Here is a 14,262-nt window from a genome sequence, read left to right on the forward strand (position 1 = left end):
GGTGCCCCAACCAGTCATGACCTGTGGAAGCCCACCGGGGCCACGGGAGGAAACATGGATCAGAACCTACGGGCGCTCTTCGACCGCGCCGTCGCCGACGAGCCGGAACTACCCCTGGTCGACCTGGTCGGTGACGCGGTGGCCGCCGGCACCGGCCTGCGTCGACGGCGGCAACGGCTGGTGGCGACAGGTGTTGCCGCAGTGATCGCCGTCGCTGCGGTGGGGGCGGTGAACGTGGCGACACCGCCGCAACGATCGGCGCCGCCACCGACGACGGTGCCGGCAGCGTTCGGCATGCTCGTGAACAGGGCGTGTCAGGCCCCCGCTGACGAGACCGCGACCGACGCCGCGGTCTACCTCGCTCCCGAGATCACCGACCAGCAGCGCAGCGCGATCAACAGCGCGCTGGACGCGGACCCGGCGGTCGGGACAGTGGCGTATGAGAGCCGCGAACAGGCGCTGGAGAAGTTCAAGAAGCTGTACGCGGACGCACCCGAACTCGTCGGCAACATCGTGCCCAGCCAACTGCCGGAGTCATTCCGGATCACGCTCGTCGTGCGGTCGAAGTACGTGGAGCTGGCCGAGCGCGTCAAACGCCTGGACGGGGTCGACGAGATCATCGGCATCGACTGCCCTGCCGGCACGAGCGCGTCGGCGGTCGACTGATGGCGGCTGCCCGCTGGGGCGCGGCTCGACGGCGTGAGCAGACCGCCCAGCAGGCGGAGTTCAGCGCCTTCGTCGAGACCACCGCACCGAAGCTGCGGCGTACCGCCTACCTGATGTGTCGCGACTGGCACCTCGCCCAGGACCTTACCCAGACGACCTTCGCGAAGATGTACGCGAACTGGGGCCGGATCCGGCACACCGCGAACCTCGAGGCGTACAGCCGTCGGGTCCTCATGAACGCCGTCTTCGACCAGAACAAGCGGCGCAGCACCGCCGAGGTCGTGCTCGCCGAGCTGCCCGAGGGGTCGCCGCAACGGCCCGACGACACCACGGAGCTGCACGTCGTCCTGCTCCAGGCGTTGGCCACCCTGCCGATCCGCGACCAGGCCATCGTGGTGCTCCGGCACTGGGAGGATCAGAGCGTCGAGGCGGTCGCCAGCACCCTCGACGTCTCCGTGTCGGTGGTCAAGATGCAGAACGCCCGCGCGTTGACCAGGCTGCGGGCGTTGCTCGGTCAGGACTTCGTCCGCATCTGACAGGCCGCCGATCGCCGATTGGCAGTGCCCGTCGCGCGTCGTTCGGCCTAGCGTCGACGGCATGGAGATCGAGCAGGCGCAGAAGCTCTGGCAGCCGGAGCCTGGCTGGTTGAACACCGCCAGCTACGGGTTGCCGCCGGAGCCGGCGTGGGCGGCGTTGCAGGAGGCTCTCGCCCTCTGGCGGGTTGGTAGTACGTCGTGGGAGGGCTGGGGCGAGTCGACGAGCAGGGCTCGTGTCACCTTCGCGGGCCTCATCGGGGTGCCGGTCGGTGACGTGGCGGTCGGCGCGGCGGTGTCCCAGCTCTTCGCGCCGGTCGCGGCGGCGCTGCCCGCCGGTGCCACTGTGGTGGTCCCCGAGGTCGAGTTCACCTCGAATCTCTTCCCGTGGCTGGTTCAGCAGGAGCGTGGCGTCACGGTCCGCACCGTGCCGCTGGAGTCGCTGGTCGACGCCATCGACGCCGACACCGACCTGGTGGCGTTCAGCCTGGTGCAGTCGGCCGACGGGGCGGTGGCGGCGTACGACGAGATCGTCGCCGCGGCCCGCGCCCACGGCGCGCTGGTGGCGGTGGACGCGACCCAGGCGTGCGGCTGGCTGCCGTTCGACGGCAGCCGGGCCGACGCGGTGGCGGTGGGCGGCTACAAGTGGCTGATGAATCCGCGCGGGACCGCGTACGCCTATCTGGCCCCCGGGCTGCGCGAGCGGCTGCGTCCCGACGCGGCCGGCTGGTACGCGGGCCGCGACCCGCACGCCTCCTACTACGGACCGCCGCTGCGGTTGGCCGACGACGCCCGCCGGTTCGACATCTCACCGGCCTGGTTCAGCTGGGTCGGTGCGGCACCCGCCCTGGAGGTGGTCGCCGAGATCGGCGTGCCGGCGATCGGGGCGCACAACGTGGCGTTGGCCAACCGGTTCCTGACCGGGCTGGGCCGGGCACCGGGGGAGAGCGCCATCGTCAGCGTGGACGTGCCGGACGCGGAGCAGCGCCTCGCGGCGGCCGGCATCCGGGCGGCGGTGCGCGCCGGACGGGTCCGGGCCTCGTTCCACATCTACTCCACCGAGGCCGACGTGGACGCCGCGCTGACGGCGTTGACCGGCTGACCCGTCGCCGAGGACGGCCGGCGCGCAGCCGGCCGTCCTCAGCGGCATCACGAGCAGACGCTGAAGGTCGCCGCCGTGTACGAGAGGGTTCGCCACTCCAGGCCGACCCCGAGGCTCATGTCCCACGTGCCGTCGGCGAGGCGACCGAAGTGAAGGATGTTGGTGCCGGCCCCGTCGTAGTAGAACCAGCCCTCGCCCTCGTACACGGCGAGTCGGGTCGCCGCCCTGGCCAGCGTCCGGGGGCCGACGACGCCGTCACCGACGAGGCCCCGGGCGGTCTGCCACTTCTTCGTGGCGGCGGTCGTCCCCGGCCCGAACCGGCAGTCGACGCCCGAGCGGGCGAGGTAACCATCCGCCCAGAGGATCAACTGCCACATCGCGACGACGTTGTTGTACGAGCGGGTCGTCGCCGAGATCGGGCCCTCGTCGCCCCAGTCGTCAGTCCAGGTGCCCGAGCCCATGACGTACCCCTGGCTGACGTTGGCCGATGCCGGCGCGGCCGGGATGGCGACGGCGCCGACCGTGGCGACGACGATCGCCGTCGCCACGGCCCTGATTCGTAGGTGCATGGAACATCCCCCTTTGGCTGAGTGGCAGCTGTCATGGGGGTAGATGGCCGGCGGGCCTACTTTGTTCACGAGGGCGGACACGATGTCAGGCCAGGTGGCCACCGATCTTCGTGTAGCCGCGCAGCAGGTCCCGCGAGATGATCAGCCGTTGCATCTCGTCGGTGCCCTCGAAGATCCGGTAGAGCCGGACCTGCCGGTACCAGCGTTCGATCGGCAGCTCTCGGGTGTAGCCCATGCCGCCGTGGATCTGGAGCACCCGGTCGACCACCCTGTTGACCATGCCGGCGCCGTAGAGCTTGCCCATGGACGAGGCGTGCCGGGGGTCCAGGCCCGCGTCGACGGTCCACGCCGAGCGCAGCACCAGCCAGCGGGCCGCCTCCAGCTCCGTCTCGGAGTCGGCGATCATCCACTGGATGGCCTGGTTGGTGCCGATCTTCGTGCCGAAGGTCTCCCGGGTGTTCGCGTACTCGATGGCCATCTGCAACACCCGCTCGGCGATGCCGATGGCGTGCGACGGGATGGTGTAGCGCCCCTTGCCGATCCACTCCATGCCGAGCGTGAAGCCCTGCCCGATCTCACCGAGGATGTTGCGGTGCGGCACGCGTACGCCGTCGAAGATGAGGGACGCGGGCCCGCCCTCGCCCATCGTCTGGATGAACTCCGAGCGCCAGCCCATCGACCGGTCCACCAGGAACGCTGTGGCGCCGCCGTTGCGGGCGCCCTTCTCCCGATCGGTCACGGCGACCACGATGGCGAAGTCGGCGTCGTGACCGCCGGTGATGAAGGTCTTCTCGCCGTCGAGGATCCAGTCGTCGCCGTCGCGGCGGGCGGACAGCCTGATGTTGGCGGCGTCGGATCCGGCGCCCGGCTCGGTGATCGCGAAGCAGGAGCGTCGCTCGCCCTCGATGGTCGGGATGAGGAACTCCCGCTTCTGCTCCTCGGTGGCGTGGAACAGGATGTTGTCCGCCTCGCCGCCGAAGCGGAACGGCACGAACGTGCGGCCCAGCTCGGTCCAGATCAACGACTGGAGTACGGCTGGCAGGTTCATCCCGCCGTACTCCTCCGGGGTGGCCAGGCCCCAGAAGCCGAACTTGCGCGCCTTGAGTTGCAGTTCCCGCACCTCGGAGTGGTCGAGGCCCGGCTGGTGCGCCCGTTCCCGGCGGAGCACCTCCGCTTCCAGGGGCATCACCTCGCGGGTGATGAACGCGCGCACGGTGTCCCGGACGGCGCGTTCCTCGTCGGACAGTGCGAAGTCCACGGTTCCCCCTCGGTTGGCGTGGTGGTGCGCCGCCACGGGCCGCGGCGGTCCCTCATAAACTAGCGGTGTAAGTTTTCATTCGTCCAGACCCCTTCTCCGGCCGACGTGGTGACGCCTGCCCGCAGGCGGTCCCGGATAGGGTGCGTGAACAGGTGGTTCCCACGGGGAGGGACACCGCAGACCGAGGAGTTCCGACGTGCCCCGACCTCGACGGCCTCTGCTCACCCGCGACCGGATCGTCGAGACGGCGCTCGCGCTGATCGACGCCGACGGGCTCGGCGCGCTCTCCACCCGCCGACTCGCCGCCGCGCTCGGCGTGCAGGGTCCCTCGCTCTACAACCACTTCGCCACCAAGGACGAGATCCTCGACGCGGTCGCCGACACGGTCACCGGTGCTGTCGACACCAGCGGCTTCGCCAGCCGGGACTGGCTCGCCGCGCTGCGGGACTGGGCCTGGTCGTACCGTCGGGCGCTCACCGCGCATCCGAACATCGTGCCGTACCTGGCGCAGGGGCCGGGTCGTCGACCGGCCGCCCTGGCCATGGCCGACGCGGTCTACGGCGGTCTGGTCCGGGCCGGTTGGCCGCCGGCCCGCGCCACCCACATCGGCGCGGCGCTGCGGTACTTCGTGGCCGGATCGGCGCTCGGCTCGTTCGCCAGGGGTTTCGTCGAGGACCCGGAGCTGTACGCGGCGCACTACCCACACCTGCGCCAGGCCCACCGGCTCGCCGAACACCAGCAGAGCGTGGACGAGGGCGCTTTCGCCCTCGGCCTGGACGCCCTGCTGCACGGTCTGGCCGCCGAGTACGCCCACACCGTCGAGACGGTGGAGTCCGCAGGGTCCAACGGGTAGCGTCCAAACTCCCAGCGCTAGTTTCATCGCCCGTCGCGACCCCCGTCGCCATCGCCCATCGCCCACCCTCGAAGGGACGACATGGACCTCGCCGCCCCGCCGTCGCTGTTGCCCGACCCCCTGCGCCTGCGGCGCCACCTGCACGTCGGCGGGGAGTGGACGCCGCCCGCCGACACCGGTCTCATCGACGTGGAGAACCCGAGCACCGGGGAGCTGATCGGGCAGGTGCCGGCCGGCACCCCGGCCGACGTGGATCGCGCCGTCGCCGCGGCCCGGACCGCGTTTCCCGGCTGGTCGGCCGCGACCCCCGCCGAGCGCTCCGCCCACCTCGACCGGCTGCACGCGGCGCTCACCGCTCGCGCCGACGACCTCGCCCGCACCATCGCCGTGGAGCTGGGCTCGCCGCTCAAACTCGCCACCCGGGTGCAGGTCGGGCTGCCACTGACAGTGCTGCGCGACCACATCGCGCTCGCCGCCCGCGCGCCGGTCGAGGAGAGCATCGGCAACTCCCTCGTCGTCCGCGAGCCGATCGGCGTGGTCGGCGCGATCACGCCGTGGAACTACCCACTGCACCAGGTGATGGCGAAGCTCGCACCCGCCCTGGCCGCCGGCTGCACGGTGGTGCTCAAACCCAGCGAGCTGACCCCGTTGACCGCGTACCTGCTCTTCGACGCGATCACCGAAGCCGGCCTGCCGCCGGGCGTGCTCAACCTGGTCCCCGGCACCGGGCCGGTGGTCGGCGAGGCGCTCGCCGGGCACCCCGACGTCGACCTGGTCTCCTTCACCGGCTCCACCGCCACCGGCGCGCGGATCATGCGGCTCGCCGCCGACCGGATTGCCCGGGTCGCGCTGGAGTTGGGCGGCAAGTCCGCCAACGTGATCCTCCCCGACGCCGACCTGGCCACCGCCGTCAAGGTGGGCGTCGGCAACGCCCTACTCAACTCCGGGCAGACCTGTACCGCCTGGACCCGGATGCTTGTGCACAACGATCGATACGACGAAGCCCTGCACCTGATCGCCACGGCGGTGGCCGGCTACCGACTCGGCGACCCGTTCGACCCGGCGACCCGGCTCGGCCCGCTGGTCTCCGCCGCCCAGGCCGAGCGGGTGCGTGGTCACATCGACAGGGCCCTCGCCGACGGCGCCCGGCTGGTCGCGGGCGGGCCTGAGGCCCCGGTGCCGACCCGGGGGCACTTCGTCGCCCCGACCGTCTTCGCCGATGTGCACCCCGACAGCGCGCTCGCCCAGCAGGAGGTCTTCGGCCCGGTGCTCGCCGTCATCCCGTTCGCCGACACCGACGAGGCGGTCGCCATCGCCAACAACTCGAAATACGGGCTGGCGGGCGCGGTCTGGTCCGCCGACACCGACGCGGCGCTCGCGGTTGCCCGGCGACTGCGTACCGGCGCCGTCGACATCAACGGCGCCCCGTTCAACCCGCTCGCCCCGTTCGGCGGTTACAAGCAGTCCGGCCTGGGTCGGGAGTTGGGCGTACACGGGCTGGCCGAGTTCTGCGAGCTGAAGGCGATCCAGCGATGACCGACCCCGAGCTGTCCCCGGCCGCGCCGGGCCGCCCCGAGCTGTCCCCGGCCGCGCCGGGTGGCGGTAGCACCGAGCCGGTCATTGTTCGCGCGCTGGTCGCGCGCGGGCCCGGCGCCGAACTGCGGGTCGAGCGGGTACGCCTGCCCGCGCCCGGCCCCGGCGAGGTGCGGGTGAGGATCAGGGCGGCCGGTGTCTGCCACTCCGACCTGTCCATGGTCAACGGCACCCTCGCCGCGAGGTTCCCGCTGGTGCTCGGGCACGAGGCGACCGGCGTGGTGGCCGAGGTCGGGCCGGGCAGTCAGCTGACTGTCGGCACCCCGGTGGTGCTCAACTGGGCACCGGCCTGCCGGGCCTGCTGGTGGTGCCGGCGCGGCGAGCCGTGGCTCTGCGCCGACACCACGGCACCGACAGTGCCGCGCGGCGAGACCGACGACGGGGTCCCGCTGCACCTGACCCTCGGCCTCGGTGCGCTCGCCGAGGCGGTGGTGGTGCCCGAGCGTGCCGTCATCCCGATCCCCGCCGGGCTGCCGCCCGAGCAGGCCGCCCTGCTCGGCTGCGCGGTGCTCACCGGCGTCGGCGCGGTCCGGAACACCGCGCGGGTGGCACCCGGCGAGTCGGTGGCTGTCGTCGGGCTCGGTGGGGTCGGGCTCGCCGTGCTCAGCGCGGCCCGCCGGGCCGGTGCCACGACGATCCTGGCCATCGACGTCGCCGAGGCGAAACGGGACCTGGCGCTTGCCGCCGGGGCGACCGACTTCCTGCTCTCCGACGACCGGCTCTCCAAGGAGGTGCGGGCGCGCACCGAGAGCCGGGGCGTCGACCACGCCTTCGAGTGCGTCGGTCGGGCCGCCACCATCCGCGCCGCCTGGCGGCTGACCCGGCGCGGGGGAGCGGTGACGGTGGTCGGCATGGGCGCGAAGGACGACATGGTCAGCCTCGGCGCGCTGGACATCTTCCACTCCGCGCGCACGCTGCGCTCCTCGGTGTACGGCTCGTCCGATCCGGACCGGGAGGTGCCGGTGCTGGCCGCCGAGCTGGCCGACGGCGCACTGGATCTGGGTGTGCTGGTCAGCGGGACGGTTCCGTTGGACGAGGCGCCGGCGGCGTTCGACCGGTTGGCCCGGGGCGAGGGCGCCCGCTGGGTGGTCACCCTGGACTGACGCTGGTCACAGCCGTGCTCGCAGCGTCGGGTGCCCCGGGCCGACCCGGGAAGGGTCAACCCTGGGCACCCGGGCGACGAGAGCCGGGCGACTGGTCAGAAGGGTGGGGCGTCCTCGCCCATCAGCGCCAGCACGACGCCGCCCTTGCCGCTCTTGAGACCCTGCACCACTACCTTGCCGGTGCTGCCGTCCGGCAACTCCAGGGTGAAGGTCTTTCCTACCGCGTTCTTGGGGCCGTTGCCGGCGCTGTTGGCGGGCCGGAAGTCGCCCGCCCACGGCGGAATTCCGCCTCTACGGGCCGGCTCGGCGAAGAGCGCGGCGGTGCCGGGGGTCCTGGTGCCGTCTGAGGAAAGGAGCACTGAGGCGCTGCGAAAGGTAGCCATATGCGCCAAGGCTAACCCGGAATTGCCCGATCGCGGCACCACAGTTGCCCGTGACGGCGATTCGGCCGGCGTCTCGCTCCCGGCCGTTGCGCCGGGAGTCATACCTAGCGGTACTATGCATCGTACTTCTAGGTTTAGGGGTGGGAGGTTCCGTGAAGGTCGCCAAGGATCTGGTCGCCGCCTCGGCGACGCCGATGGTGCTCGGCATCCTGGCCGAGGGCGAGAGCTACGGCTACGCCATCCTCAGGCGGATCAACGAGCTGTCCGGGGGTGAGCTGGACTGGACCGAAGGGCTGCTCTACCCGTTGCTGCACCGGCTTGAGCGCCTCGGTCACCTGGAGTCGAGCTGGCACGCGGTCGCCGGTGAGCGGAAGCGCAAGTACTACCGCATCACCGACCGGGGCCTGGCCGAGCTGGCCGAGCAGCGCCGGCAGTGGGACACAGTGGTGGGCGCGCTCAAGGAGATCTGGCACGACCGCGCGCCGCAGACGGTGCGCCCGTTGGAGGGCCTCGCATGACGGCGCACGAGGGGCCGCAGGGATTGGAAGCGCAGTTCGAGCAGTGGCGTCAGTACGTGCTGCGTCGCCGGGAGATGCAACCTGTGGACGCCGACGAGCTGGAAGACCACCTTCGTGGTTCCGTCGACGAACTCGTCGCCGCCGGCCTGAGCCCGGACGAGGCGTTCCTGGTCGCCGTGAAACGGATGGGCAGCCTCGACGACCTCTCCCGCGAGTTCGCCCGGGAACATTCCGAACGGTTGTGGAAGCAGTTGGTGCTGACCGGCGACTCCGGCAGCCCGGTCGGCGGCGCTCGCTCCCGCCGGGACCTGTGGGTCATGCTCGGCTGTGCGGCGGGTGCCGTGGTGTCCGTGAAGGTGCCGGCGTTGTTCGGGCTGAGCTTCGCCGACGACGGCTCGTTCTACGCGCGCAACTTCACACTGTTCGCGCTGCCCTGGCTGGCGGCGTACCTGGCCTGGCGTCGGGGAGCCCGACGGACGGTGATCGCGGCACTGGCGGCGCTCTTCGTCCTCGGCGCCGTGGCGGCCAACGCCTACCCCCTGGCGGACGACTCGCAGTCAGTGGTCGTCACCAGCATCCATCTGCCCATCGCCCTGTGGTTGGTGGTCGGCCTGGCCTATGTCGCCGACGACTGGCGCTCCTCCCGTCGACGCATGGACTTCATCCGGTTCACCGGCGAGTGGTTCATCTACCTGGTGCTGATGGCCCTCGGCGGCGGTGTGCTCGCCGCGTTCCTGTTCAACACCTTCGCTGCCATCGGGATCGTCCCGGAGGCGTTCATCTCGCAGTGGCTGCTGCCCGGTGGCGCCGCGGCCGCGGTAGTGGTGGCCGGGTGGCTCGTCGAGGCCAAGCAGAGTGTCGTCGAGAACATCGCGCCGGTCCTCACCAGGCTGTTCACACCGCTCTTCACTGCCGCCCTGCTCGCCTTCCTGGTCGCTGTCGTCTGGACCAGCCACGGCATCGACGTCGAGCGGGAGGCGCTGCTCCTCTTCGACCTCCTGCTGGTCGTGGTGCTGGGGCTGCTGCTCTACTCACTCTCGGCCCGTGACCCGCTGGCCCTGCCCGGCCCGTTCGACAAACTCCAACTCGCGCTCGTGGTCAGTGCGTTGGCCATCGACGTGCTGGTGCTGCTGGAGATCACCGGGCGCATCACCGACGAGTACGGCGGTACGCCGAACCGGGCGGCGGCGCTCGGCGAGAACGTGATCCTCCTGGTCAACCTCGCCTGGTCGGCGTGGCTGCTGCTGTCCTTCATCCGTCGGCGCACCCCGTTCGCGGCGCTGGAACGGTGGCAGACCGGTTACCTGCCGGTGTACGCCGCGTGGGCCTGGATCGTGGTCCTCGTGTTCCCGCCGCTGTTCAGCTTCGCCTAGTCGGCGCGATCGACCCGCCGTGCGGTGGCGGTCGGTGCGCTGCTCGGCGTGCCGCCCCGGCCGCACCGATGTCGGCGCACACCGGCCAGGCGGGCCGTGACGCGCGAACCGGCCCACCCGTAGTGGGTGGGCCGGCTCGTTGTCACTTACCGGTGACGATGCCCGGGTTGATGCAGAGTCCCGGGTTCGCGCCGTTCTTCTCCGCGATCTCCAGGCAACGGGTCACCTTGTCGACTGTCGCGTTGGTCTCGGTGATCTGCTTGGAGATCTCGGCGTTCTTGCGGTCCTGCTCCAGGTTGCGGGTCTGCGCCAGCTTGTCCTGGAACGCCTTGATGTTGCCCTCGGTCTTGTCGTCGTGGTTCACCCGGGTGATGGTCACCGAGAGGATGTCCACGTCGGTGGTGAGGCGGGTCTCCGCGCTGGTCTTGATGTTCGCGGCGAACGGCTTCAGGTCGACGTTGAGGTCGCCGGTCTTGGCGTCGATCTTCTCCAGCGGGTTGTACGCGGCGAAGGCGTCGTTGACCGCGCTGTCGAGCTGCACACCGACCCGCTGACCCCGGAAGCTGCCGAAGTCGCCCTTGTAGTCCATGAACTGCTTCGGCGCGTTCTCCGGCTTGACCTGCCATTCGACGAGCACCTCGACGCAGGCGTCGGCGAGGGTGCCGGTTCGCACTCGTACGCAGTTGTCGCCGCCGATGTGGTCGTACTTCTGGCGGCCCGCGTCCCACTCGCCGACCTTCTGCCAGGGCGCCACCCACTTCAGGCCCGAGCCGGTCACCTCGCCGGTGGGCTTGCCGAAGCTGGTGACGATGCCGACCGAGCGGATGGGCACCGAGTGGGCGCTGGAGGCGATGCCGACCAGAAGCGTGAGGGCGAGGAAGCCGAGCGCCGCGAGGGCGGCCATCCGCTTGAACGACCGTGCGGGGGCGACGAGTGCGACGACGGCGCTGACCGCGAGGGCGACGGCGAAGACGATCGCCATGGTGAAGCCGACGGGCATGGGGTGGGGACCTTCCGATGGGCTGTGTGGATCATCAACCTAGGGGGTCCGGTCAAGTCGACGGCGCGGGGGAGTGGAGTTCACGCACGTCAACCGCGGGTCGAAACTGGGTCCCATCGACATGGTTCGAATCCGGTGGCCCGCCGTAGGTCTCGTCCACGCGATGATCGGCCCGGTGACCGGTGGCATCTTCGTCCTCGTCGTGGTGCTGTTCCGGCGCGGCATCCGGGGCGGCGTCCCGCGCTGGCCCACCGGCTGGCGGCCCGCCGCCGCTGAAAATTCACCCGACGGCGCATCCGCCACGCGCCCTCCGAGCGAACCCCCGGGTAGAGAACGTCTACCCGGGGGTACGTCTGGTGCTGACCGATCCGATGCCGGCGGAGGCCGTGGAGATCGCGCACAAGCAGGTGTCGCTGGCGGCCGAGGACCTGGACGCCAACGGCGTCGCGACGCTGGTGCTGGACCTGGTCGAGGCGTGGGGCGTGCCGGCGCTCTGGGAGCAGGTCTGCCGTCCGCTGCTGGCCCGGCTGTCCGGGCGCACCGCCGCCGAGATCGTCATCGAGCATTCCCTCTTCGAGGGCGTCCGGGTCGGGTTGGACGCGTACCGCCGGGAGCCGGGCCGTTCACTGCCCACCGGCGGGGTGCTGCTGGCCGGCGCGGAGAAGGAGGCGCACAGCCTGGGTCTGCTGGCGCTCGCCGCCGCGCTGCGCGAGCAGGGCCGCGGCTGTCTGAACCTCGGCCCCGCGCTGCCCTGGTCCGCGCTCACCAGCGCGGTGCACCGGGCCCGCCCGCGCACCGTCGTGCTCTGGTCGCAGACGCCGCTCACCGGCCGCGCGTACCGCCTGGTGCGCTTCGCCCGGGACTTTCCGCTCCTTCGGGTGTACGGCGCGGGGCCGGGCTGGATCGAGCCGCTCGGCGGTCCGGCGGTCCGTCTCGGCACGTTGACCGAGGCCGTCGACGCCTGCCTGGCGATCACGTCCGGGCGTGATGCCCACCACATACGATACGGATCGGTGCCGTATCGTTAATACGCGTCGTAGGCTGACCCGCGTTACGAGTCTGACCCGTATCGTATTTCGTCGCGGGTGATCAGCGTGGGGGGAAAGCCAGGCATGGAGCTGCACAACAACACCGGACACCCGAGGCGGTGGGCGATCCTGGGGGTGCTGGTGATCAGCCTCCTCGTGGTCGTCCTCGACAACACGATCCTCAACGTCGCCCTGCGCACCCTGGCCGACCCGGTGCACGGTCTCGGCGCCAGCCAGGGCGAGCTGGAGTGGTCCATCAACTCCTACACGCTCGTCTTCGCCGGGCTGCTGTTCACCTTCGGGGTGCTCGGTGACCGCGCCGGCCGCAAGCGCTTCCTGATGATCGGTCTGGTGCTGTTCGGCCTGGCGTCGCTGCTCTCCGCGTACGCCCAGAGCCCCGGACAGCTCATCGCGGCCCGCGCCCTGATGGGGGTCGGCGGCGCGGCCATCATGCCGGTTACCTTGTCGATCATCTCCAACGTCTTCGACCCGCGCGAGCGTGGTCGGGCCATCGGAGTCTGGGCCGGCGCTGTCGGTCTCGCCGTGGCGATCGGCCCGATCCTCGGCGGCGCGCTGCTGGAGCACTTCTGGTGGGGCTCGGTCTTCCTGATCAACGTGCCGGTTGTCGTCGCCGGGGTGGTTCTGGTGGCGCTGCTGGTCCCCGAGTCGCGTGACCCGCGGCCCGGCCGGATCGACGTGCTCGGCGTGCTGCTCTCCGTGGTCGGCCTGGTCGCCCTCTCGTACGGCATCATCGACGGCGGCGAGCACGGCTTCGGCCGCCCGCTGGCCTGGGGCTCGATCCTGGTCGGCATCGCGGTGCTGGCGTGGTTCGTCCAGCACGAGCGGCGCAGCGACCACCCGTCGCTGGACGTCCGACTGTTCAAGGTGCCCCGGTTCGCCGCGCCGGTCGCCATCGTCGGCCTGGTCTTCTTCGCCGCGATGGGCTCGATGTTCTTCGGCTCGTTCTACCTGCAACTCGTGCGCGACTACAGCCCGTTGCAGACCGGTCTGCTCTTCCTGCCCTTCGCCGGCGCCCAACTGGTCTTCGCGCCGCGCAGCGCCGCGATGGTCCGTCGCTACGGCGGTAAGGCCGTCGCCACCGTCGGGTTGGCGCTGACAGTGGTGTCACTCGGCGCGTTCGTCTTCATCGGCGCTTCCACCCCGATCTGGATCGTGCTGCTCGTCTTCCTCATCCAGGGCGCCGGGATGGCCAACATCATGCCTCCGGCCACCGAGTCGATCATGTCGGCGCTGCCCCGGGAGAAGGCCGGAGTGGGCTCCGCGGTCAGCAACACCATCCGCCAGGTGGCCGGCGCGCTCGGCGTGGCAGTCCTCGGCTCGGTGCTCTCCGCTGTCTACCGCAGCGACATCGGTGACGCGCTGACCGGTCTGCCCACGCAGGCCCAGGACGCGGCCAACGAGTCGATCTCCGGTGCGTACGCGGCGGCGGGTCAGCTCGGCCCGGCGGCGCCAGGGCTGATCTCGGCGGCCAACGACGCCTTCGTCACCGCCATGCACTGGGCGGCCGGGCTCTCCGCGGTGATCGCCGCACTCGGGATCATCGTGGTGCTGCGCTGGATGCCGGGCAAGGAGGAGACCAGCGTCGCCCCGGCGGCGCCGGTCGCCGAGCCTGAGCTGGCCGGTACGGCATAGGTTCGGGGAGAATGACGGACATGACGTCCACTGCTGATGCTCCGCGGTCGCCCGGTCGACCGCGGAGCATCCGCGCCGACGAGGCGATCATCGAGGCCACCCTCGACCTGCTCGCCGAGGGCAGCACCATCGAGGCGCTCTCGATCGAGGCGATCGCCACCCGCGCCGGGGTCGGCAAGGCCACCATCTACCGCCGCTGGGCGGGCAAGGACGCGTTGCTGCTGGACGCGTTGCGCCGCCTCAAGGGCGTCCTGGCCCAGCCGGCGGGCCACTCCGTCCGCGACGACCTGGTGCTCCTGGTCGGCGCGATCGGCAAGAACGTCGACCCGCGAGCGGCCAAGATCATGCCCTGCCTGGCGCCCGCGGTGAACCGCAGCGCCGACCAGTTCCAGCTCTACCAGAACATCATCTCGCCTCGGCGGCAGCTGATGCGCGAGGTGCTGCGGCGCGGCATCGACGAAGGGGTGCTGCGCGCCGACATCGACGTCGAGGTGACAATGGCGCTGCTCACCGGGCCGATGCTGATCCAGCGGGTGCTCCAGTGGAACCCGGACCTGGACGAGCAGGCCCTGCCCGAACGGGTCGTCGACGCCGTGCTGGAGGGCATCCGGGCCCGCTGACGCCGAGCGC

Annotated in this window: 15 protein-coding genes; 11 read left to right on the forward strand and 4 right to left on the reverse strand. The window is 71.1% G+C overall.

What is annotated here, in order from left to right:
* Positions 1 to 54: 54 nt before the first annotated feature.
* The 3 genes from AB0B98_RS07170 to AB0B98_RS07180 all read left to right on the forward strand — a co-directional run bounded on the left by AB0B98_RS07170 (position 55) and on the right by AB0B98_RS07180 (position 2,301).
* On the forward strand, positions 55 to 666 hold the full coding sequence (locus tag AB0B98_RS07170) for a permease-like cell division protein FtsX (RefSeq protein ID WP_357361362.1): 612 nt from the start codon (positions 55 to 57) through the stop codon (positions 664 to 666).
* A complete protein-coding gene (locus tag AB0B98_RS07175; RefSeq protein WP_357361363.1) occupies positions 666 to 1,202 on the forward strand; it encodes a SigE family RNA polymerase sigma factor in 537 nt (178 codons plus the stop codon). Before AB0B98_RS07170 ends, AB0B98_RS07175 begins: the two co-directional genes overlap by 1 nt.
* A gap of 61 nt (positions 1,203 to 1,263) precedes the next feature.
* The gene (locus AB0B98_RS07180; RefSeq protein ID WP_357361364.1) at positions 1,264 to 2,301 is read left to right on the forward strand and encodes an aminotransferase class V-fold PLP-dependent enzyme; all 1,038 of its coding nucleotides are present in this window, start codon (positions 1,264 to 1,266) and stop codon (positions 2,299 to 2,301) included.
* Positions 2,302 to 2,348: 47 nt separating this feature from the next.
* Here AB0B98_RS07180 and AB0B98_RS07185 read toward each other — a convergent pair whose 3' ends face one another.
* Complete coding sequence (locus AB0B98_RS07185) at positions 2,349 to 2,870, reverse strand: peptidoglycan-binding domain-containing protein (RefSeq protein ID WP_357361365.1); 522 nt, start codon at positions 2,868 to 2,870, stop codon at positions 2,349 to 2,351.
* An 85-nt stretch (positions 2,871 to 2,955) separates the two neighbouring features.
* Positions 2,956 to 4,128 carry an acyl-CoA dehydrogenase family protein gene (locus tag AB0B98_RS07190; protein ID WP_238670770.1) on the reverse strand — a complete coding sequence of 391 codons (1,173 nt, stop codon included), beginning with the start codon at positions 4,126 to 4,128 and terminating at the stop codon, positions 2,956 to 2,958.
* A gap of 196 nt (positions 4,129 to 4,324) precedes the next feature.
* On the opposite strand from AB0B98_RS07190, the gene AB0B98_RS07195 reads away from it, so the two are divergent.
* The 3 genes from AB0B98_RS07195 (at position 4,325) to AB0B98_RS07205 (ending at position 7,677) form a co-directional block, all read left to right on the forward strand.
* Positions 4,325 to 4,981 carry a TetR/AcrR family transcriptional regulator C-terminal domain-containing protein gene (locus tag AB0B98_RS07195; RefSeq protein ID WP_357361366.1) on the forward strand — a complete coding sequence of 219 codons (657 nt, stop codon included), beginning with the start codon at positions 4,325 to 4,327 and terminating at the stop codon, positions 4,979 to 4,981.
* 81 nt (positions 4,982 to 5,062) lie between these two features.
* A complete protein-coding gene (locus AB0B98_RS07200; RefSeq protein WP_357361367.1) occupies positions 5,063 to 6,517 on the forward strand; it encodes an aldehyde dehydrogenase family protein in 1,455 nt (484 codons plus the stop codon).
* Positions 6,514 to 7,677: an alcohol dehydrogenase catalytic domain-containing protein gene (locus tag AB0B98_RS07205; protein WP_357361368.1), complete on the forward strand. Its 1,164-nt coding sequence runs from the start codon at positions 6,514 to 6,516 to the stop codon at positions 7,675 to 7,677. Before AB0B98_RS07200 ends, AB0B98_RS07205 begins: the two co-directional genes overlap by 4 nt.
* A 95-nt stretch (positions 7,678 to 7,772) precedes the next feature.
* Here the strand turns inward: AB0B98_RS07205 and AB0B98_RS07210 are convergent, their stop codons facing one another.
* Positions 7,773 to 8,060: a hypothetical protein gene (locus AB0B98_RS07210; protein ID WP_030488337.1), complete on the reverse strand. Its 288-nt coding sequence runs from the start codon at positions 8,058 to 8,060 to the stop codon at positions 7,773 to 7,775.
* Between the two features lie 152 nt (positions 8,061 to 8,212).
* On the opposite strand from AB0B98_RS07210, the gene AB0B98_RS07215 reads away from it, so the two are divergent.
* Both AB0B98_RS07215 and AB0B98_RS07220 read left to right on the forward strand, forming a co-directional pair.
* The gene (locus AB0B98_RS07215; protein WP_357361369.1) at positions 8,213 to 8,578 is read left to right on the forward strand and encodes a helix-turn-helix transcriptional regulator; all 366 of its coding nucleotides are present in this window, start codon (positions 8,213 to 8,215) and stop codon (positions 8,576 to 8,578) included.
* On the forward strand, positions 8,575 to 9,951 hold the full coding sequence (locus AB0B98_RS07220; protein WP_357361370.1) for a permease prefix domain 1-containing protein: 1,377 nt from the start codon (positions 8,575 to 8,577) through the stop codon (positions 9,949 to 9,951). Before AB0B98_RS07215 ends, AB0B98_RS07220 begins: the two co-directional genes overlap by 4 nt.
* Before the next feature lie 142 nt (positions 9,952 to 10,093).
* Here AB0B98_RS07220 and AB0B98_RS07225 read toward each other — a convergent pair whose 3' ends face one another.
* Complete coding sequence (locus AB0B98_RS07225; protein ID WP_357361371.1) at positions 10,094 to 10,951, reverse strand: SPFH domain-containing protein; 858 nt, start codon at positions 10,949 to 10,951, stop codon at positions 10,094 to 10,096.
* A gap of 356 nt (positions 10,952 to 11,307) precedes the next feature.
* Here AB0B98_RS07225 and AB0B98_RS07230 point away from each other — a divergent pair, with 356 nt between their 5' ends.
* The 3 genes from AB0B98_RS07230 to AB0B98_RS07240 all read left to right on the forward strand — a co-directional run bounded on the left by AB0B98_RS07230 (position 11,308) and on the right by AB0B98_RS07240 (position 14,252).
* Entirely contained in the window at positions 11,308 to 11,979 is a 672-nt protein-coding gene (locus AB0B98_RS07230; protein WP_357361372.1) for a transcriptional regulator, read from the forward strand.
* Positions 11,980 to 12,063: 84 nt separating this feature from the next.
* Positions 12,064 to 13,632, forward strand: coding sequence for an MFS transporter (locus AB0B98_RS07235; RefSeq protein WP_357361408.1), 1,569 nt, complete (start codon positions 12,064 to 12,066; stop codon positions 13,630 to 13,632).
* Between the two features lie 11 nt (positions 13,633 to 13,643).
* Positions 13,644 to 14,252: a TetR/AcrR family transcriptional regulator gene (locus AB0B98_RS07240; protein ID WP_238669203.1), complete on the forward strand. Its 609-nt coding sequence runs from the start codon at positions 13,644 to 13,646 to the stop codon at positions 14,250 to 14,252.
* Positions 14,253 to 14,262 lie beyond the last annotated feature (10 nt).

This window comes from Micromonospora sp. NPDC048947 (assembly GCF_040649495.1).
Classification (GTDB): domain Bacteria; phylum Actinomycetota; class Actinomycetes; order Mycobacteriales; family Micromonosporaceae; genus Micromonospora; species Micromonospora alfalfae.